This window comes from Nocardioides sp. Root190 (genome assembly GCF_001428565.1).
Taxonomy (GTDB): domain Bacteria; phylum Actinomycetota; class Actinomycetes; order Propionibacteriales; family Nocardioidaceae; genus Nocardioides.
Genome location: NZ_LMIA01000014.1, coordinates 136,084 through 154,003, shown reverse-complemented (window position 1 = coordinate 154,003; position 17,920 = coordinate 136,084). Strand labels below are relative to the sequence as shown.

The window sequence follows — 17,920 nt, the reverse complement described above, 5'->3', positions numbered from 1 at the left end:
CTCGATGGAGCTGCAGGGACGGGATCAGACGGAGGCGAGCTCGGGCTCGACCGGCACCGGACGCCCCATGGACTTGAGGGCGACGACCGTGGCGGCGGCCACGGCCACACCGGCGACGAGGGCGATGAAGAAGCCCACCACACCGTCGACGGCGAACAGCACGAAGATGCCGCCGTGCGGCGCGCGCAGGCTGACGTCGAGCGCCTCGGCCAGGCCACCGGTCACGGCACTGCCCAGGACGACCGACGGGATGACCCGCAACGGGTCGGCGGCAGCGAACGGGATCGCGCCCTCGGAGATGAAGGAGGCGCCGAGCAGCCAGGCGGCCTTGCCGTTCTCCCGCTCGGACGGGGTGAACAGTGCCGGCCGGAGGACCGTGGCCAGCGCCATGGCCAGGGGCGGGACCATCCCGGCGAGCATGACCGCCGCCATGATCTTCAGCTCCGGTGCGTCGCTGGCCAGGCTCGCGCCACCGATGCCCACGACCGCGAAGCTGTAGGCGACCTTGTTGAGCGGACCGCCCATGTCGAAGGCCATCATCATGCCGAGCACCACGCCGAGGATGACCGCGTTGGACCCGCTCATGCCGTCGAGGCCGTCGTTGAGGCGCTCCATCAGCCAGGTGATCGGGCGTCCGAGCAGGAGGAGCATGGCGAGTCCGGCGACGATGCTGGTGACGAGCGGGACGACGAGCACGGGCATCAGGCCGCGGGCCCAGGTCGGCACCGTGCGACGCGAGACCCACAGGGCGATGACACCGGCGAGCACGCCACCGACGATCGCGCCGATGAATCCCGTCTGGGGTGCGGTGGTGCCGTCCTCGGCGGCGAAGCCGACGATGTTGGTGGCCAGCGCTCCCATGATGAAGCCGGGCGCCAGGCCGGGACGGTCGGCGATCGCGTAGGCGATGTAGCCCGCCAGGGCCGGGACGAACAGCGCAAAGGCCGCCTTCCCGATCACGAACAGCAGCACGCCGAGGTAGAGCATCACGCCCGACCCGAAGGCGACGTGGTCCAGGCCGTACGCCGACGGCGACGGCGGGTCGAAGAGGCTGTGCTGGACGAGGATGTCGCCGGCGACGTTGGCGCTGTCGTAGCCGCCGAGCAGGAAGCCGAGTGCGATGAGCAGCCCGCCCGCGGCGACGAACGGGATCATGTAGGACACACCGGTCATCAGCACCCGGCGGGCGCGGGCCCCCCAGGACTCCCCCGCTCCCCCGTCGTCGGCGGCCGCAGCGGCCCCCGCCGTGCCCTCGACCCGCTTGGCGCGCGGGTCCGTGATCGCGCGCAGTGCGTCGGCGATGACGGCGTCGCCGTCGTCGATCGGACGCTTCACGCCGGACGCGACGACGGGCTTGCCCGCGAAGCGGTGCTTGTCCCGCACACCCACGTCGGTCGCGAAGACGACGGCGTCGGCGGCATCGATCGTGGCCTGCGCGAGCGGCTTGGCCCCGGCAGAGCCCTGGGTCTCGACGGCGATGTCCACGCCGGCCCGCGCTGCCGCAGCCTCGAGGGCCTCCGCGGCCATGTAGGTGTGCGCGATACCGGTCGGGCAGGACGTGACGGCGACCAGGCGACGGCGTACCGCGGGCGTCTCGCTCACCGGCTCCTCGGCCGGCGACGGCGCTGCGTCGGCCGGAGGGGTCACGGCGGCGCGCACGATGGCGACGACCTCCTCGGGGGTGCTCGCCGAGCGCAGCGCGTCGGTGAACTCGGCCTTGACCAGGGAGCGCGCGAGCTTCGCGAGGATCTGGAGGTGGGCGTTGCCACCGCCCTCGGGGGCGGCGATCAGGAAGACCAGGTCGGCCGCCCCGTCCTTCGCCCCGAAGTCGACACCCGGCGCGAGCCGGGCGAAGGCCAGGGTCGGCTCGGTGACGGCGACCGAACGGCAGTGCGGGATGGCGATGCCGTTCTTCATCCCCGTCGACGACTTCGCCTCCCGGGCGGAGAGGTCCGCCCGGAGCTGGTCGACGTCGGTGGCCCGACCGGCCGCGGTGACGCGATCGGCGAGGGCCGCGATGACGGCGTCCTTGTCGGTGCCGAGGTGGTCGTCGAGGCTGACCAGGGTGGTGGTCATCAGCTCTGCCATGAGGGATCTCCTTCGTGGGTGGCGGGGCTCGTGGAGTCGAGGGTGCGGACCCGTACGTCGTGGATCCGTACGTCGTGCGGACCGGGCACCGTGGTGCCCGGGAGACCGGCAGCGGCACTGCCGTGGGCGACCGCGCAGGCCAGCCGTGCGGACGCAGGCTCGCCCCGGAGATCGGCGGCGAGGTAGCCGAAGAGGCTGCTGTCGCCGGCACCGACGGTGCTCACGACCCGGGTCGGCGGCGCGGTGGCGTGCCATGCACCGGTGGCGTCGACGAGGACCGCTCCGGCTCCGCCGAGGGTCGCCAGCACCGCACCGACACCCCGGTCGACCAGGCTGCGCGCAGCCGCGACGACCTGCCCGGGATCGCGCTCGAGGTCGGCGACGTCCGCGCCGACGACGGAGGCGAGCTCCTCGGCGTTCGGCTTGAGCAGGGACGGGGCGCGGCCGGGCTCGAGGGCACGCACCACGGCCGCGAGGGCGGCATCGCTCGTGTCGACCGCGACCCGTCGGCCGGCGGCACGCAGCAGCGCAGCCAGGTCGGCGTACCAGTCGACGGGCGCACCGGGTGGGAGCGAACCCGCGAGCACCACCCAGCCGTCGTCGGCGCGGGCGAGCACGCGCTGGGCGAGCTGGTCGAGGTCGGCGGCAGCGACGGTGGCTCCGGGCGCGTTGAGCTTGGTGGTGGTGCCGTCGGGCTCGGTCAGGGTCAGGTTGACACGCATCGGACCGGCTGGGGGTACGGCGTCGTGGGGCACCCCGAGGTCGTCGAGCTCACGCAGGAAGGGGTCGTCGGAGGCTGCGGGGAGCACGGCGCAGGTGGCGATGCCGGCGACGACGCAGGCGCGGGAGATGTTGACACCCTTTCCCCCGGGCTGGTCGAGCACGTCCGCGATGCGCTGGACCTCGCCCCGCTGCAGGGCCTCGGGCAGGACGACGGTGCGGTCGATGCTGGGGTTGGGCGTGACGGTGAGGATCATGCCGACACCACCTCCATGCCCGCCCTGACGAAGGTCGAGCGGTCGGACGCGCTGATCGCGTCATCGGTGACCAGGGCGTCCACCTCGTCGAGACCCGCGAAGCGCACGGCGCTCTCGACGCCCACCTTGGAGGAGTCGACCAGGGCGACGACGCGTTCCGCGGCGAGCACGAAGGACCGCTTGGTCGCGGCCTCCTCGCTGTCCGGGGTCGAGAGGCCGTGGCCGGCACTGAGTCCGTTGGCGCCCACGAAGGCCAGGTCCACGCGCAGCGTGCCGACAGCGGCGACGGTGGCGGCGCCGACGGCCGCGTGGGTGTGCGGCCGGACCCGTCCGGGCAGCAGGTGCAGCTCGATGCCGGCGTTGCCGGCCAACCGGGCCGCGATGGAGACGCTGTGGGTGAACACGACCAGGCGGTGCGACCCGGGCAGCACGTCGGCCAGGAGGCCGGTCGTGCTGCCCGCGTCGAGGAGCACGGACGCCCCCGGGGGCGGCAGCTGGTCGAGCGCCGCCCGGGCGATGCGGGACTTGGCCTCGGTGTTGGCCGCGTCGCGCTCCAGCAGCCCCGGCTCCAGGGTGGAGAGCGCGGAGGCCGGCACCGCACCACCGTGGACCCGCCGCAGCAGGCCCAGGCGTTCCAGAGCAGTGAGGTCACGGCGTACCGTCTCGGTGGTCACGTCGAAGCGCTCGGCGATCTCGGCGACCGACATGCGGCCCTGTGCCGCGACCTGCCGACCAATGGCCTGCTGACGCTCTTCCGCGTACATGTGACCTCCCTCACGAATCTGTGTTCATGTTGTTTTATGCCCGTTTGTGTTGCTTGTCAAGGCCCGGGCCGGTTAGCGTGTGAGCATGGTCACCACGATCCACGGCACTCCGGTCGTCCCCGGCCTGGCCCTCGGGCCGGCCCGGGTCACCGTCTCCGACGTCTCCCCCGAAGCGATCAGCAGGTACGGCGACGGCGGACACGCCGACGACGACCAGGCGCTCGCGGCGTACGACGCAGCGGTCGCCACCGTCGCCGAGGGCTTCCGCGCCAAGGCGGCCGCGGCCGACGGCGCCACGGCCGGCGTCCTCACCGCGAGCGCGGGACTCGCGACCGATCGAGGGCTGCGCTCCGCGGTGCGCAAGAACCTCCGCTCCGGCGAGACCCTGCTCCCGGCGGTGGACCACGCCGTCGAGCAGTTCGTGACCGTGTTCACCGGCATGGGCGGACTGATGGCCGAGCGGGTGACCGACCTGCGCGACATCCGCACCCGGGTGATGGCGCGCCTGGTCGGCGAGCCCGAGCCGGGCGTCTCGCTCGGCACCGGACCGGTCGTCCTGGTCGCGACCGACCTGGCCCCGGCGGACACCGCCGGACTCGACCCGCAGCAGGTCGTCGCGCTGGTCACCGAACGCGGCGGACCGACCAGCCACACCGCGATCATCGCCCGCCAGCTGGGCATCCCGTGCGTCGTCGGCGCGACGGGGATCGTGGCCGCGGCCGAGGGCCGGACGCTGCTCGTCGACGGCGCGACCGGGGCCGTCCAGCTGGATCCCGACGCCGCAGAGGCCGCCGCCCGGGTCCAGCAGGACGTCACCGACCGCGCAGCACTCGCGCGCTGGAGCGGCCCCGGCCGTACCTCCGACGATCACCCGGTCAAGCTGCTGGCCAACGTCGCGGACGTCGCCTCCGCGACCGCTGCCGCGGACGGACCGGTCAGCGGCGTCGGACTCTTCCGCACCGAGCTCAGCTTCCTGGACCGCGAGAGCGAGCCGAGCGTCGAGGAGCAGGCCGACCTCTATGCAGGCGTGCTGGCTCCGTTCCACGGCGAGGACCGCCACGTGGTGGTGCGCACGCTCGATGCGGGCTCCGACAAGCCGATCGCGTTCGCGACCCATCCCGACGAGGAGAACCCCGCCCTCGGCGTGCGCGGGCTGCGCCTCTCCTTCACCGACCACGGCCTGCTCGACCGGCAGCTCGACGCGATCGCCGACGCGGCGAACCGCACCGGCACCTCGACCTGGGTGATGGCACCGATGGTCGCCACGGTCGACGAGGCACGCGACTTCGCCGCCGCCGTACGCTCCCGCGGCCTGGTCGCCGGCGTCATGGTGGAGGTGCCCAGCGCGGCGCTCCTGGCCGACCGGATGCTCGCCGAGGTCGACTTCCTGTCCATCGGCACCAACGACCTCACGCAGTACACGATGGCGGCCGACCGCATGGCCAGCGACCTCGCGCACCTCACGGACCCGTGGCAGCCCGCCGTGCTGCAGCTGGTCGCGTTGACCGCTGCCGCCGGTCAGCGTGCCGGCAAGCCGGTCGGGGTGTGCGGGGAGGCCGCTGCCGATCCGCTGCTCGCGTGCGTGCTGGTCGGGCTCGGCATCACGTCCCTGTCCATGGCCGCGGCAGCAGTCCGTCCGGTGGGCGCGAGGCTCGCAGGAGTGAGCCTGGAGCAGTGCCGGGAAATGGCGAACGCGGCTCTCGCGGCTGCGAATCCCTCCGCAGCGCGCGAGGCCGCGCTCATGGTCGTTGCCGTCGGCTGAGGATCAGGCCCGGTCGGGCCCGTCCCCCTGCTCCGCGGTCGGCTCCGCATCCAGGTCGACGTCGAGCTCCAGCTCGCTCGCCCCTGCCGGCGCGACGTGCTCGGCGAGCGCGCGGCGCGACGAGTCACGGATCTCGAAGACCTCGGTCGCGAAGCCACCCACGGCCGCGGCGACGTCGCCGACGGCCTTGGTCAGGATGGTGGCGACCTCGCCGACCGCCGTGGCAGCCGCCTCGGCGCCCGCCTGGATGGCGTCCTTGGCGATCTCGCCCTTGCTCAGGTGGTCAGGTCCACTCATGGCGCCAGTCTCCCCGAGGTCGGGTCACGCTGCCAACGAGTCCTCGGTCACGGCCTTCGGGCCGGTGACCGGAGCCTCCTTCGACGTACCGCCGGGGAACGAGAGGCGGACGATCTTGCGGAACACGCTGAAGAGCTGCGTGTGCAGCGGGCCCTTGTTGTAGGGCAGGCCGAACCGCTCGCAGATCTCCTGGACCTCGACGGCCATCTCCGGGTAGCGGCGCGCCGGGATGTCCGGGAACAGGTGGTGCTCGATCTGGTGCGACAGGTTGCCGCTCATGACGTGCATCAGCTTGCTGCCGGTGATGTTGGCCGAGCCGAGCATCTGGCGCAGGTACCACTGGCCGCGGGTCTCGTTCTCGGTCTCCTCCTCGGTGAAGGTGGCGACACCGGCCGGGAAGTGGCCGCAGAAGATGATGTTGAAGGTCCAGATGTTGCGGATGATGTTGGCGGTGGCGTTGCCCGCGAGGGTGCTCAGGAAGAACGGGCCGGTCAGCGCCGGGAACAGCACGTAGTCCTTGAGGACCTGCTTGCCCATCTTCTTGCGGATCCGGCGCCACACCGGGGCGTTCTCGCCACCGAACATCTTGCGGCGACCGGCGAAGACCTCTTCGGTCTCCAGGTCGTGCAGGGCGACACCCCACTCGAAGAAGGTCATCAGCAGGAAGGCCCACAGCGGGTTGCCGAGGTAGTACGGGTGCCACTTCTGGTCCTCGTCCATCCGGAGGATGCCGTAGCCCACGTCGCGGTCCTTGCCGACGATGTTGGTGTAGGTGTGGTGCATGTAGTTGTGGCCGTACTTCCAGTTCTCGGCCGGTGCCATCGTGTCCCAGTCGAACTGGCGGGAGTTGAACGACGGGTCACCCATCCAGTCGTACTGGCCGTGCATCACGTTGTGGCCGATCTCCATGTTGTCGAGGATCTTCGACACGCTCAGGGAGGCCACGGCCAGCGGCCAGGCGGGCGGGAAGTAGAACATCGCGCGGCCGGCGATCTCGAAGCTGCGCTGGGCCTTGACGACCTTGCGGAGGTACTCCGCGTCGGGCTCGCCCAGGTCGGCGATCACCTTGAGGCGCAGCGCGTCGAGCTCGGCACCGAGCTGGTCGATCTCGGCGTGCGTCAGGCCGTGATACTTCTCCTGACTGAGCTTCTCGTCGGCGTTGGCAGGGGTCGCGTTCGTGGCGGTCTTCGCAGTCGTGGCAGTCATGGTCGGTCCTCTCACAGGTCGATGTGGCAGTCACCGGCGGCGGCGGTCACGCAGATGCGGACCTCCTCGTCCGGCAGTGCGGACTCCTCGCCGGTCAGGATGTTCCGGACGGTGCCGGCGGTCTTGGTGCGCGTGCAGGAGAAGCAGATGCCCATCCGGCAGCCGAACTCCGGCTTCAGGCCGAGCTCCTCGGCCTGCTCGAGCAGGCTCGCGCCCGAGGCCGCAACGGTCTTGCCGGAGCGGGTGAAGGCGATGTCGCCCTCGACCTCCTCGCCCGGCTGGGCCGCGCGAGCCACGGACGGCTTGAAGAACTCCATCTGCAGGCGGGGGTTCGCCTCGCCGTCACCGTCGTACGCAGCCTTCACGAGCTCCACCAGCCCCGGAGGGCCGCACAGCCAGCTGTCGGTGTCCTTGAAGTCCGGGACCAGACGACGCAGCTCGAACTCGCTGAAGACCTGGTCACCGTGGCGCAGGTGCACGTCGATGCCGTTGTCGGCCTCCGCGATCGCGGCCAGCTCCGTTGCGAAGATCTGGTCCTCGGGGCTGCGCGCGAAGTGGAGGAAGGTCACCTTGCGGCCCGCGTGGGCCACGCCGTTGCGCTCGTAGCCGTCACGCAGGAGCGTGCGGATCATCGACATGGCCGGCGTGATCCCCGAACCACCGGTGATGAAGACCAGGCGGCTGATCGTCGGGGTGGCCGGGCTCTCGACGAGGGTGAACTCGCCCTGCGCCTGGCTGAGGTGCAGGATCTGGCCCGGCTGGGCCTCGCGGACGAGGTACGCCGAGACCTGGCCCTCGTCGTGGGCCCGGATGGTGAGCGTGATCTGCTCCCCCCGACCCGAGGCGGCCGAGGAGATGGAGAACGCGCGGGTGAACCTCTTGGAGATGCCGGGGATCTCGACACCGACCAGGACGTGCTGGCCGGCGCGGTGACCGCGCCAGGTCGAGGTCGGCTGGAGGGTGATCGTCGCGACGGGCGCGGCGCCGTCGGTCTCACGCTCGATCGAGACGATCTTCGCGCGGACGTCGTGCGCTGCCCACATCGGGTTGAAGCGTTCGAGGTAGCTGTCGACGCCGTGCGGGCTGGCGAGCGCGGTCACGAGACGTGAGCGCAGCAGCAGGCCCACGGGGCCGCCGCCGACCGGGCGGGTGGTGCGGGCCGCCGGTTCGGAGATGAGCGCGGACATCGCGCCTCCTTCGGTGGAAGTTTGGGTGTACGTCTGTACACCCAAACTCTCTCCTCCCGCCCCCGCCGCGGTCAACGACCACGCACCGTGACAGTGCACACATGTTCACCGAAGGTAGGATGCGGGTATGACCGGCGCCCGCCTCGAGCAGAAGGAGCGAACCCGTCGCGCCATCCTCGACGCAGCGCTCGCGCTCTCCGAGGACTCCGCACTCGTGGCGCTGTCCCTGCGCCAGGTCGCGAAGGAGGTCGGCATCGTGCCCACCGCCTTCTACCGGCACTTCCCCTCGATCGAGGACCTCGGGCTCGCCCTGGTCGAGGAGTCCCTCGACTCCCTGCGCGCCCTGCTGCGCGAGCTCCGCAAGCCCGCCGGCGTCGACTTCCGATCGATCATCGACGGCTCCGTCGCTGTCCTGGTCGAGCAGGTCGGCCGCCACCACCCGCACTTCGGGTTCATCGCCCGCGAACGCTTCGCCGGCCCGCCGCAGGTCCGGGCAGCGATCGCCCACGGCATCGGCCTGGCGGAGCACGAGCTGTCGATCGACCTGGCCCACCTGCCCGGCACCGATCGCTGGTCCGAGCAGGACCTGCAGATCCTCTCCTCGCTGATCGTCGGCGCGATGGTGACCACGGCCGAGCGACTCATCGCCGCCGCCGAGGACCCGGCCGCCGAGCAGCAGATCGCGGACATGGCCCGTGCGCACCTGCGGATGATGGTGATCGGTGCGATGAACTGGCGCTCCTCCTGAGGCCCGTTCCACCCACAGGTGTCGATCCCTGACACCACGTCGGCCTCGTCACGTTTGGTGGACGCGGCCCGGACGAGCAGTCAGCATGGCGCGGTGCAGAACGAAGCTCCGCCCCTGACCACCGCCCTGTCGACCACCGTGTCGACCGCCGCCCGCAACGCCTGGGCGATCTCGCCCCTCGGCGCCGGCGTCGAGCAGTACGACGGCCTGCCGGCCACGGTCCTCAGCGACGCGCCCCACCGGTGCCTGTCCCGCTTCGACCGGACCACGCCGGCCACCGCCGAGCGACCGGTGCTCCTCGTGCCGCCCCTCGCCGTGTCCGCCCGTTGCTTCGACCTGCGCCCCGGCCAGAGCCTGGCCGCCCACCTGCTCGAGTCCGGCAGGTCGACGTACCACCTCGACTACGGGCAGATCACCTTCGCCGACCGTGCGATGGGCTTCGAGACCTGGATCGACGACATCCTGCCCACGGCCATCCACGCCGTCCTGGCCGACCACGCGGAGGCAGGCCTTCCTGTCGACGGCGTCGACCTCGTCGGCTGGTCGCTCGGCGGCACGATCAGCCTGCTGACCGCGGCGGCGCACCCCGACCTGCCGATCGCCTCCCTCACGGCCTTCGGGACGCCGATCGACTACTCGCTGATCCCAGCCGTGCAACCGCTCATCGCGGCCGACCGCCTCCTCGGTTCACGCGCGGTCACCGTGCCCACCGCCGCGCTCGGAGGCGTGCCCCGCCACCTCGTGCGCGCGAGCTACCGCGCCATGGCACCGAAGCGGGAGCTCACCAAGGCGCTCCACCTGGCGCGCAACATCCTCGACACCGAGGCGCTCGCCCGCACGACCGCCATCGACGGCTTCATCGCCGAGATGCCGGGCTACCCCGGGCGCGCCTACCACCAGATCCACACCCGCCTGATGGCCCGCAACGAGCTGGCCGCGGGCACGGTCCGGCTCGGGCGCGGTCGCGAGGTGCGCCTGGCCGACGTACGCACCCGGGTGCTGTTCATCGGCAGCGAGACCGACAACATCGCCGACGGTCCGGCCGTGCGCGCCGGCGCCGACGTCGTCCCCGGCGCGCGCTATGCGGCTGCCGACGGGCTGAGCCACCTCGGCCTGGTCGCCGGCCCCCGCGCTGCGGCGCAGAGCTGGCCGCTGATGGACGAGTTCCTGTCGTCGGCGACCCTCACCGCCATCGGCATCACTTCTTGACGGTTGCTGGCGCTTCCTGACGGTTGCAACCGTCAGTAAGTGCAGGAATCCCCGCCTCGGCGGGGATTCCTGCACCCGAGCTCAGTGCCCGACCACAGCCCCTTCAGGAGCCTCGACCTTCGACGGCAGCAACAGCGCCATCGCGACCACCACGACACCGATCACAGCACCGGCGGTGAAGGCCCACTGCAGGCCACCCATGAACGCATCGGCGTCACTGGCGCCGGACGTGGCGAGGTCCTCGGTCCGGTTCGTCATGATCACGACCAGGAGCGCAGTACCGACGGCACCGGCGACCTGCTGGAGCGTGCCGAGCAGCGAGCTGCCGTGGGAGTACAGGTGCGGGGCGAGGTCGCCCAGACCGATGGTGAAGACCGGCGTGAAGATCATCGCCAGGCTCGCCATCAGCGCCACGTGCAGGGCGAGGATCAGCGCGTACGGCGTTTCGACGCCGATCCGGCTCAGGCCGAACAGCAGCGCGACCATCGCGATCGAGCCCGGGATGACCAAGGGCCGCGAGCCGATCCGGTCGTAGATCTTGCCGACCTGCGGGCCGAGCAGACCCATCGCCAGGCCACCCGGCATGACGAGCAGACCGGTCTCGAGCTCAGAGAGCCCCCGCAGGTTCTGCAGGTAGAGCGGCAGCAGGATCATCGAGCCGAGGAAGGCCATGAAGCCCGCCGACATCAGCACCAGTGACACGGCGAAGTTGCGGTGGCGCAGCGTACGCAGGTCCAGCAACGGCCGCTCGGAGCGCTGGAGCACGATCTGGTAGGCCGCGAAACCGGCGACCAGCAGCACACCGGCGCCGATGAAGGCGATGGGCGCCGCCGTCGCACCGAGGCTCACGGACAGGGCACCCACGGCCAGGTCGAGGCCGTCGCCGCCCACCAGGCTGAGCCCGTAGACGAAGCTGCTGAAGCCGACGGCTGCGAGCACGACGCTCAGCCAGCTGACCGGCGTACGAGTCGACTCACCGACGTTCTCGAGATTGCGGAAACCGAAGAAGCCGACCAGCATCGCGATCGGGAGCATCACCGCGAAGATCAGGCGCCACGGACCGAAGTGCAGCAACACACCGGAGACCGTGGGGCCGAGCGCCGGGGCGCAGGACATCGCCAGGGTGACCTGTCCCATCACGCGGCCACGGTCCTCGGCGGCCACCACGGTCATCAGGGTGGTCATCAGCAGCGGCATCATGACGGCCGTGCCGCCCGCCTGGATCACCCGGCCGACGAGCAGCGCTCCGAAGCTCGGCGCCACTGCCGCGACGAGCGTCCCGACGCTGAACGTGATCATGGCCGTCGCGTACGCCGTACGCGTGGGCACCCGCTGCAGGAACCAGCCGGTGACCGGGATGACGGCCGCCATCGTGAGCATGAAGACCGTGAGCGACCACTGGGCGGTGGTCTCGCTGATGGAGAAGTCGGTCATCAACGTCGGGACGGCGTTGACCAGTGTCGTCTCGTTGAGGATCACGACGAAGGTCGCGGCCACGAGGAGCTTGATGACGAGCGGGGTGCGGCCCGGCGTCGCCTGGGCGCTGCTGAACTCCTGCTCGAACTCGGCGATCTCGCCGGTCTCGGTGGGCCCGGTGGGCGCAGTCATGACGGTTCCTGTCAGTTGGTGGCATGGTCCAGCGGTGGCCGACCAGGGGTGCCGGACGAATCGGGCGGCCCTCGCTTCACCAGTTCCACGAACGAGCCGACACCATTTCGACAACGCACGACGGGAAAACTCATCGTTGAGGCCCGCAGCACTCTCAGGGCTCAATCGTCCACCACGGCCGCGCATTCCCGCGAACCATTATTTTTGCCGAACCGTCACCGAGACGCCCCCCGGCGCCCCCGCTCAGCGCGTGAAGACGATCTTTCCGAAGACGTCGCCCGATGCCATCGCGGCGAACCCGTCGCGCGCCTCGGTCATCGGCAGCACCCGGTCGATGACGGGGCGCACACCGGTGCTGTCGAGCAGGGTGACCAGGCTGGCCAGCTCGCTGCGGTTGCCCATCGTCGAACCGATGACGCTGAGCTGGAGGAAGAAGATCCGGGTCAGCTCGGCGTCGTCGAGGTCGGGGCCCGAGGTGGTGCCGGAGACGACGAGCTTGCCGCCCGGTCGCAGGGCACGGACCGAGTGCGACCAGGTCGCCTTGCCGACGGTCTCCATGACGGCGTCGACCTTGCCGGGGAGGCGGGCACCGGACTCGAACACCTCGTGCGCGCCGAGCTCGAGGGCCTTGGCCCGCTTGGCCTCGTCACGACTGGTCGCGAGGACCCGCAGACCACCGGCGCGGGCGAGCGCGATGAGTGCGGTCGCGACACCACCACCGGCGCCCTGCACCAGCACCGTGTCGCCGGCCTTGAGGGCGCCCTGCGTGTAGAGCATCCGGTACGCCGTCAGCCAGGCCGTCGGCAGGCAGGCCGCCTCCTCGAAGGACATCGAGGCGGGCTTGGGGACCACGTTGCCCTTCGGAACGATCACCTTGTCCGCGAGGGTGCCCTGGTACCGCTCCGACAGCAGCGAGCGCCGCGGGTCCAGCGTCTCGTCGCCCTGCCACGCCGGGTCGGACACGACGGCGTGGACGACGACCTGGTTGCCGTCCTCGTCGTACCCCGCGGCGTCGCAGCCGAGGATCATCGGCAGCGCCTCTTCCTTCAGCCCCACGCCACGCAGCGACCAGAGGTCGTGGTGGTTGAGGGCGGCCGCCTTCACGGTGACCGTGGTCCAGCCCTCAGGGGCGACCGGGTCGGGCCGCTCACCGAGCACGAGGCCGGTCAGCGGGTCGGAGGCGGAGCTGGCGAAGGAGTCTGCATAGACGGCGAACACGGACCCAACCTAGCGATGCGCCATGGAGGGTCGGCACCCCCGTTCGGGGGTTGGTCCTCAGACCCGGGCGACGCCGTCGCGACGCGCGGCCTCGGCCACTGCTGCGGCCACGGCCGGTCCCACCCGCGGGTCGAACGGCGAGGGGATCACGAAGTCCTCGGCGAGGTCGTCGCCGACCAGCGCAGCAAGGGCGTCCGCGGCCGCGACCTTCATGCCCTCGGTGATCGCGCTGGCGTGCACGTCGAAGGCGCCGCGGAAGATGCCCGGGAAGGCCAGAACGTTGTTGATCTGGTTCGGAAAGTCCGAGCGCCCGGTTGCGACCACCCGTGCGTGCCGGTGGGCGACCTCCGGGTGCACCTCGGGGTTCGGGTTCGCCATCGCGAAGATGATCGCGTCGTCGGCCATCGTCGCGACGACCTCCTCGGGGACAGTACCGCCCGAGACGCCGATGTAGACGTCGGCGCCGGCGAATGCCTCGGCGAGGGTGCCGCGGCGACCACACAGGTCGGCGGTGAGCTCGGCGAGTGCCTTCTTGGACGGGGTGAGGTCGGTCCGGTCGGAGCTGACGACGCCCTTGCGGTCGGTGACCGCGATGTCCTTCACGCCGGCGGCGAGCAGGATCTTGGCGATCGCGACGCCGGCCGCGCCGGCACCGGAGATGACCACGCGGGTCGACTCGGCCGTGCGACCGGTCAGCTTGAGCGCGTTGACCAGGGCGGCAAGGGTCACGACGGCGGTGCCGTGCTGGTCGTCGTGGAAGACCGGGATGTCGAGCGCCTCCTTGAGGCGGTCCTCGATCTCGAAGCAGCGGGGAGCCGAGATGTCCTCGAGGTTGATGCCGCCGAAGCTCGGCGCGAGCCGGACGACGGTCTCGATGATCTCCTCGACGTCGGTCGTCGCCAGACAGATGGGGATGCCGTCGACGCCACCGAACTGCTTGAACAGGACGGCCTTGCCCTCCATGACCGGCATCGCGGCTGCCGGACCGATGTCGCCCAGTCCCAGGACGGCCGTGCCGTCGGTGACGATCGCGACGGTGTTCGGGACCCACGTGTAGTGGCGGGTCAGCTCCGGGTCGGCCGCGATCGCCTCGCACACCTCGGCGACGCCGGGCGTGTAGGCGAGGGAGAGCTGATCCTTCGTGCTGACGTCGGCCGTGGGTACGGTCGCCATCTTGCCGCCGAGGTGCAGGTCGAAAACCGGTTCACCCGCACGCGGGTGTGAGGAAGAGACGTCAGCGGCCACGATCGTCAATGCTCGCACATCCGGGCAGTCGTCTCGGCGCCAGTCCGGATGACGCCCGTCACAGCGGGCGTGGTCGGGGCCAGATCCGGACCAGGACCACTCCCAGGACGTCCGACGCAGGGATCGCTCCCCTGTGCCGCGAGTCGACGCCGACATCCGGGTTGTCACCGCGGAGCCACCACCCGGCGCTGCGCCGCTCCGCGACCCGTTTGACCACGACGGTGCCATCGGGGAAGCGGGCCACCACCACCCGGCCGGGACGGACGTGCGCGCCGTACCGCACCAGGAGCCGGTCGCCGGGGCGCAGCGTCGGCCGCATCGAGCTGCCACGGACGACCGCGAGACCGAAGCGGCGTCGTACCCGCTCGGGGTCCGAGCGCCGACCTCCCGTGGACTCGACCTGCATGCGGAGTAGTGTCGCAGTGAGCCGAGGATCCCTCGGTGAACACGTCGACACAGAGGAGAGGACCCACATGTTCTCGCGTCTCACCCGCAACCTCGTTGCTCCCACGATCGAGGTCTCCGCGCACTGCGACCTGCCCTGCGGCGTCTACGACCCGGCCCAGGCCCGGATCGAGGCGGAGTCCATCAAGGCCGTCATCGCCAAGGTCGCCGACAGCGACGACCCGGACTTCCGCACCCGCGCGGTCCTGATCAAGGAGCAGCGCTCCGAGCTGGTCAAGCACCACCTGTGGGTGCTGTGGACCGACTACTTCAAGCCCCCGCACTTCGAGAAGTACCCGCAGCTGCACACGCTGGTCAACGAGGCCACCAAGCTCGCCGGCGCGACCGGCACCAAGGGCTCGCTCGACGCCGACGTGGCCGACCAGCTGCTCGCGAAGATCGACGAGATCGCCGAGATCTTCTGGGAGACGAAGAAGGCCTGATCGCCTCGGTCAGGACATTGGTCCTGATTTCGGGAACCGCGCACCCCTCCGGGTGCGCGGTTCCTGTCATTTCGGCGCCGGACGCCGATCCTCTCCTCGCGTACCCGGACCCACCTGAGGCCCGGGGCCCCACCGAAGGGAGACCACCGCGATGCATCGCGCCCCAGTCACGATGATCCTCAAGCTCGTCCTCACCCTGGCCGTCGGCCTGGGCCTCACCCTGTCCCTCGGCGCCACCGCGGCCCAGGCGGCACCGACCGCCGAGACCGTGGCCGCTGCTGCCCCCGCGACCGCGCCGAACTGCAACAGCCAGAAGAACGCCTACACCAAGGCCAAGTCGACGTACGGCACCCGCATGTCGGCGTACAAGAAGGCCAAGGCCTCCGCCGAGCAGGCCAAGCGGGCCTACCAGAAGGCCAAGACCAAGAAGGCGAAGAAGACCAGGAAGGCGAAGTTCGTCAAGGCTCGGAGCGCCTCGAACACCGCGAAGAGCCGCGCCGACTCGGCTCGCAGGACGGTCAACACGACCAAGGCCCGCTACACCGAGTGCCGTTCAGTCCCCACCGGCCCGGCCGCCAGCCCGGTGCAGACCCTGTGTGACGCAGGTGTCCCGCAGGCCATCTGCGACACCCTCGCCAGCCTGATCCCGGCCGGCAGCACCGCCAGCCCGATCGCACTGCTGTGCGCCTACGCACCGCAGGCCAAGCCCCTGTGCGACCTCCTGGGTGGCAGCACCGCCCCTGAGCCGGCGGCCCTGCTCGCCGTGGTCGACCAGATCCTCACCGCGCTGGGCCTCGACGACCTCCTCGCCCTGCTGCTCGACGGGCTCGGCCTGGACGACATCCTCGACGAGACGGGCCTGGGCGACCTGCTCGACCTGCTCGGCCTGGGCGGTCTGCTCGGCGGCTGATCGCACCGCACCAGCACCATCGCGACTCCGGCCGCGTCCCCCTGGGGCGCGGCCGGAGCCGTGTGGTCGTGGGGGCCATGGCCTAGGCTCGTGCCGTTCCGTGCCCCAGGCCCTTCCCTCGACAGGAGCGGTATGTCCGCGACGAGCAGCCCCGCAGCCGGCACCACGGCGACGGCAGACGAACCCACCGACGTCGAGCTGCGCCTTCCGGCGGACGGTGCCTACGCGTCGGTCCTCCGGACCCTGACGGCCGGCCTGGCCGCCCGCCTGGACTTCACCATGGACGACATCGAGGACCTGCGCATCGCTGTCTCCGAGGCCGCCGCCATGGTGCTCGAGGAGGCCGACCCGGGCAGCACGCTCGACTGCCGGTTCCTGCTCTCCCCCGGACAGCTCGCCCTCACCATCTCCGCCCCCGCCGAGGCCCCCACTGCGCCCGACTACGAGAGCTTCGGCTGGCAGGTGCTCGCGACCCTCGCCGCCGAGGCCGCCATCGACTCCGTCCCCGGAAGCTACGCGGTCCGCCTCACGGTGCGGTCGTCGCTCGAGTCATGACCGCCGACCTCTCTCGGGGCGATCGGCGATCGAAGTCGATCGAGGAGACCCGACGACGCAGCGCCGAGCTCTACGTCACCTTCCGTGGCGAGGACTCCTCCCAGGCCGAGCGGGACACCGCCCGCGACGCCCTCGTCCACCTCCACCTGCCCCTCGTCGAGCACTGCGCCCGCCGGTTCCGCAACCGCGGTGAGCCCTACGAAGACCTCGTGCAGGTCGGCACCATCGGGCTGATCAAGTCCGTCGACCGCTTCGACACCGAGCGCGGGGTCGAGTTCTCGACGTACGCCACCCCCACGATCATCGGCGAGATCAAGCGCCACTTCCGCGACAAGGGCTGGGCGATCCGCGTGCCCCGCCGCCTGCAGGAACTGCGGATGCAGATCAGCGCGACCACCGCGGAGCTCACCCAGTCGCTCGGTCGCTCCCCCACGGCGCGCGAGCTGGCCGAGGCGATCGGCTGCTCGGTCGAGGAGATCGTCGAGGGCCTGGAGTCCAGCAACGCCTACTCCACGCTGTCCCTCGACGCCACCGACGACGGCTCCGACGGCGTCGGCCAGAGCATGCTCGACGCGATGGGCGTCGACGACGAGGCGCTCGAGCACGTCGAGATCCGCGAGTCGGTCAAGCCGCTCCTGGAGAACCTGCCCGAGCGCGAGAAGCGGATCCTGCTCCTGAGGTTCTTCAAGAACATGACGCAGTCCCAGATCGCCGAGGAGATCGGCGTGTCCCAGATGCACGTCTCACGGCTCCTGAGCCGCACCCTGGACCAGCTGCGTCAGTCCTTGGAGTCCGAGGCCTGATCCGCCGGGCCGGACCCCGGGTCTGCCGTCGGGTCCGTCTCCAGGGCCTCGATCGTGTCGGGGTGGAGCATCCCGGCCAGGACGATGGCTGCGCAGATCACCAGCGCGATCGTCACCGCCAAGTGCTCCCGCACGTTCCAGGCGATCCCCAGGAAGATCAGCTGGGTGAGCAGCACTGGCCCTCGCGACCATCCCGCACGCCGTAACAGCCCCCAGGCGGCCGCGAGCAGCACGGCGCCGTACGCCGCGAAGAACGCTGCGGTCGAGACCCCCAGCGAGCGCCTGCCGTCGTCCTGGTTGGCGAACTCGAGCACCGCCAGCACCACCAACACCACCGCCTGGACGGCCACCACGGAAGCCGCCACGGTGAGCGGGGGCGGGTTCGAAGGAGCGCCTGGAGGACTGGTCGTCACAGGGCCGGACTCTAGTTCAGAACACTTTGTGACCCATCAGACG

General features: G+C 70.9%; 18 protein-coding genes. 7 read left to right on the top strand and 11 right to left on the bottom strand.

Features of this window, described 5'->3' with window-relative positions; genetic code table 11:
- Positions 1-24: 24 nt before the first annotated feature.
- The 3 genes from ASE01_RS23480 to ASE01_RS23470 are packed head-to-tail and all read right to left on the bottom strand — an operon-like array spanning position 25 to position 3,829.
- On the bottom strand, positions 25-2,088 hold the full coding sequence (locus ASE01_RS23480; RefSeq protein ID WP_056758678.1) for a fructose-specific PTS transporter subunit EIIC: 2,064 nt from the start codon (positions 2,086-2,088) through the stop codon (positions 25-27).
- A complete protein-coding gene (locus ASE01_RS23475) occupies positions 2,076-3,065 on the bottom strand; it encodes a 1-phosphofructokinase family hexose kinase (protein ID WP_056758675.1) in 990 nt (329 codons plus the stop codon). Before ASE01_RS23475 ends, ASE01_RS23480 begins: the two co-directional genes overlap by 13 nt.
- On the bottom strand, positions 3,062-3,829 hold the full coding sequence (locus tag ASE01_RS23470; RefSeq protein ID WP_056758671.1) for a DeoR/GlpR family DNA-binding transcription regulator: 768 nt from the start codon (positions 3,827-3,829) through the stop codon (positions 3,062-3,064). The genes ASE01_RS23475 and ASE01_RS23470 overlap by 4 nt, the downstream gene beginning before the upstream one ends.
- An 85-nt stretch (positions 3,830-3,914) precedes the next feature.
- On the opposite strand from ASE01_RS23470, the gene ptsP reads away from it, so the two are divergent.
- Positions 3,915-5,591, top strand: coding sequence for a phosphoenolpyruvate--protein phosphotransferase (ptsP, locus tag ASE01_RS23465; RefSeq protein WP_056758669.1), 1,677 nt, complete (start codon positions 3,915-3,917; stop codon positions 5,589-5,591).
- Between the two features lie 3 nt (positions 5,592-5,594).
- On the opposite strand, the gene ASE01_RS25370 is transcribed toward ptsP, so the two are convergent.
- The 3 genes from ASE01_RS25370 to ASE01_RS23450 are packed head-to-tail and all read right to left on the bottom strand — an operon-like array spanning position 5,595 to position 8,281.
- Positions 5,595-5,888 carry a hypothetical protein gene (locus ASE01_RS25370; protein ID WP_056758665.1) on the bottom strand — a complete coding sequence of 98 codons (294 nt, stop codon included), beginning with the start codon at positions 5,886-5,888 and terminating at the stop codon, positions 5,595-5,597.
- A 24-nt stretch (positions 5,889-5,912) separates the two neighbouring features.
- Positions 5,913-7,094: a fatty acid desaturase family protein gene (locus tag ASE01_RS23455; protein ID WP_082606355.1), complete on the bottom strand. Its 1,182-nt coding sequence runs from the start codon at positions 7,092-7,094 to the stop codon at positions 5,913-5,915.
- An 11-nt stretch (positions 7,095-7,105) separates the two neighbouring features.
- Positions 7,106-8,281 (bottom strand): ferredoxin reductase, encoded by a 1,176-nt coding sequence (locus ASE01_RS23450; protein WP_082606354.1) that lies wholly within the window; start codon positions 8,279-8,281, stop codon positions 7,106-7,108.
- 127 nt (positions 8,282-8,408) lie between these two features.
- Between ASE01_RS23450 and ASE01_RS23445 the strand changes: the two genes are divergently transcribed.
- Together ASE01_RS23445 and ASE01_RS23440 are read left to right on the top strand one after the other, a co-directional pair.
- On the top strand, positions 8,409-9,029 hold the full coding sequence (locus ASE01_RS23445; RefSeq protein ID WP_056758663.1) for a TetR family transcriptional regulator: 621 nt from the start codon (positions 8,409-8,411) through the stop codon (positions 9,027-9,029).
- 93 nt (positions 9,030-9,122) lie between these two features.
- Positions 9,123-10,238 (top strand): alpha/beta hydrolase, encoded by a 1,116-nt coding sequence (locus tag ASE01_RS23440; RefSeq protein ID WP_235536182.1) that lies wholly within the window; start codon positions 9,123-9,125, stop codon positions 10,236-10,238.
- An 81-nt stretch (positions 10,239-10,319) separates the two neighbouring features.
- Here ASE01_RS23440 and ASE01_RS23435 read toward each other — a convergent pair whose 3' ends face one another.
- From ASE01_RS23435 to sodX, 4 genes are all read right to left on the bottom strand, one after another.
- Positions 10,320-11,846: an MDR family MFS transporter gene (locus ASE01_RS23435; RefSeq protein ID WP_082606353.1), complete on the bottom strand. Its 1,527-nt coding sequence runs from the start codon at positions 11,844-11,846 to the stop codon at positions 10,320-10,322.
- A 243-nt stretch (positions 11,847-12,089) separates the two neighbouring features.
- Positions 12,090-13,064: a zinc-binding dehydrogenase gene (locus ASE01_RS23430; RefSeq protein ID WP_056758660.1), complete on the bottom strand. Its 975-nt coding sequence runs from the start codon at positions 13,062-13,064 to the stop codon at positions 12,090-12,092.
- Positions 13,065-13,121: 57 nt separating this feature from the next.
- Positions 13,122-14,237, bottom strand: coding sequence for an NADP-dependent malic enzyme (locus tag ASE01_RS23425; protein ID WP_082606366.1), 1,116 nt, complete (start codon positions 14,235-14,237; stop codon positions 13,122-13,124).
- Positions 14,238-14,367: 130 nt separating this feature from the next.
- The gene (gene sodX, locus ASE01_RS23420) at positions 14,368-14,715 is read right to left on the bottom strand and encodes a nickel-type superoxide dismutase maturation protease (protein ID WP_056758657.1); all 348 of its coding nucleotides are present in this window, start codon (positions 14,713-14,715) and stop codon (positions 14,368-14,370) included.
- 67 nt (positions 14,716-14,782) lie between these two features.
- Between sodX and sodN the strand changes: the two genes are divergently transcribed.
- From sodN to ASE01_RS23400, 4 genes are all read left to right on the top strand, one after another.
- On the top strand, positions 14,783-15,196 hold the full coding sequence (gene sodN, locus ASE01_RS23415) for a superoxide dismutase, Ni (protein ID WP_056758654.1): 414 nt from the start codon (positions 14,783-14,785) through the stop codon (positions 15,194-15,196).
- A 151-nt stretch (positions 15,197-15,347) separates the two neighbouring features.
- A complete protein-coding gene (locus ASE01_RS23410) occupies positions 15,348-16,106 on the top strand; it encodes a hypothetical protein (protein WP_157537788.1) in 759 nt (252 codons plus the stop codon).
- 132 nt (positions 16,107-16,238) lie between these two features.
- Positions 16,239-16,661, top strand: a complete 423-nt coding sequence (locus ASE01_RS23405) for a hypothetical protein (RefSeq protein ID WP_056758648.1) — start codon at positions 16,239-16,241, stop codon at positions 16,659-16,661.
- Entirely contained in the window at positions 16,658-17,464 is an 807-nt protein-coding gene (locus ASE01_RS23400; RefSeq protein WP_082606352.1) for an RNA polymerase sigma factor SigF, read from the top strand. Before ASE01_RS23405 ends, ASE01_RS23400 begins: the two co-directional genes overlap by 4 nt.
- Here the strand turns inward: ASE01_RS23400 and ASE01_RS23395 are convergent.
- Positions 17,440-17,817: a hypothetical protein gene (locus tag ASE01_RS23395; RefSeq protein WP_157537786.1), complete on the bottom strand. Its 378-nt coding sequence runs from the start codon at positions 17,815-17,817 to the stop codon at positions 17,440-17,442. The two genes, ASE01_RS23400 and ASE01_RS23395, sit on opposite strands and share 25 nt — an antisense overlap.
- Positions 17,818-17,920 lie beyond the last annotated feature (103 nt).

Bases quoted from the DNA above. Each gene is read 5' to 3' on its own strand.
- ASE01_RS23480 (WP_056758678.1), bottom strand. From the start codon at position 2,088: ATGGCAGAGCTGATGACCACCACCCTGGTCAGCCTCGACGACCACCTC.
- sodN (WP_056758654.1), top strand. From the start codon at position 14,783: ATGTTCTCGCGTCTCACCCGCAACCTCGTTGCTCCCACGATCGAGGTC.
- ASE01_RS23455 (WP_082606355.1), bottom strand. From the start codon at position 7,094: ATGACTGCCACGACTGCGAAGACCGCCACGAACGCGACCCCTGCCAAC.
- ASE01_RS23470 (WP_056758671.1), bottom strand. From the start codon at position 3,829: ATGTACGCGGAAGAGCGTCAGCAGGCCATTGGTCGGCAGGTCGCGGCA.
- ASE01_RS23445 (WP_056758663.1), top strand. From the start codon at position 8,409: ATGACCGGCGCCCGCCTCGAGCAGAAGGAGCGAACCCGTCGCGCCATC.
- ptsP (WP_056758669.1), top strand. From the start codon at position 3,915: ATGGTCACCACGATCCACGGCACTCCGGTCGTCCCCGGCCTGGCCCTC.
- ASE01_RS23450 (WP_082606354.1), bottom strand. From the start codon at position 8,281: ATGTCCGCGCTCATCTCCGAACCGGCGGCCCGCACCACCCGCCCGGTC.
- ASE01_RS23400 (WP_082606352.1), top strand. From the start codon at position 16,658: ATGACCGCCGACCTCTCTCGGGGCGATCGGCGATCGAAGTCGATCGAG.
- ASE01_RS23435 (WP_082606353.1), bottom strand. From the start codon at position 11,846: ATGACTGCGCCCACCGGGCCCACCGAGACCGGCGAGATCGCCGAGTTC.
- ASE01_RS23410 (WP_157537788.1), top strand. From the start codon at position 15,348: ATGCATCGCGCCCCAGTCACGATGATCCTCAAGCTCGTCCTCACCCTG.
- sodX (WP_056758657.1), bottom strand. From the start codon at position 14,715: ATGCAGGTCGAGTCCACGGGAGGTCGGCGCTCGGACCCCGAGCGGGTA.
- ASE01_RS23405 (WP_056758648.1), top strand. From the start codon at position 16,239: ATGTCCGCGACGAGCAGCCCCGCAGCCGGCACCACGGCGACGGCAGAC.
- ASE01_RS23425 (WP_082606366.1), bottom strand. From the start codon at position 14,237: ATGGCGACCGTACCCACGGCCGACGTCAGCACGAAGGATCAGCTCTCC.
- ASE01_RS23475 (WP_056758675.1), bottom strand. From the start codon at position 3,065: ATGATCCTCACCGTCACGCCCAACCCCAGCATCGACCGCACCGTCGTC.
- ASE01_RS25370 (WP_056758665.1), bottom strand. From the start codon at position 5,888: ATGAGTGGACCTGACCACCTGAGCAAGGGCGAGATCGCCAAGGACGCC.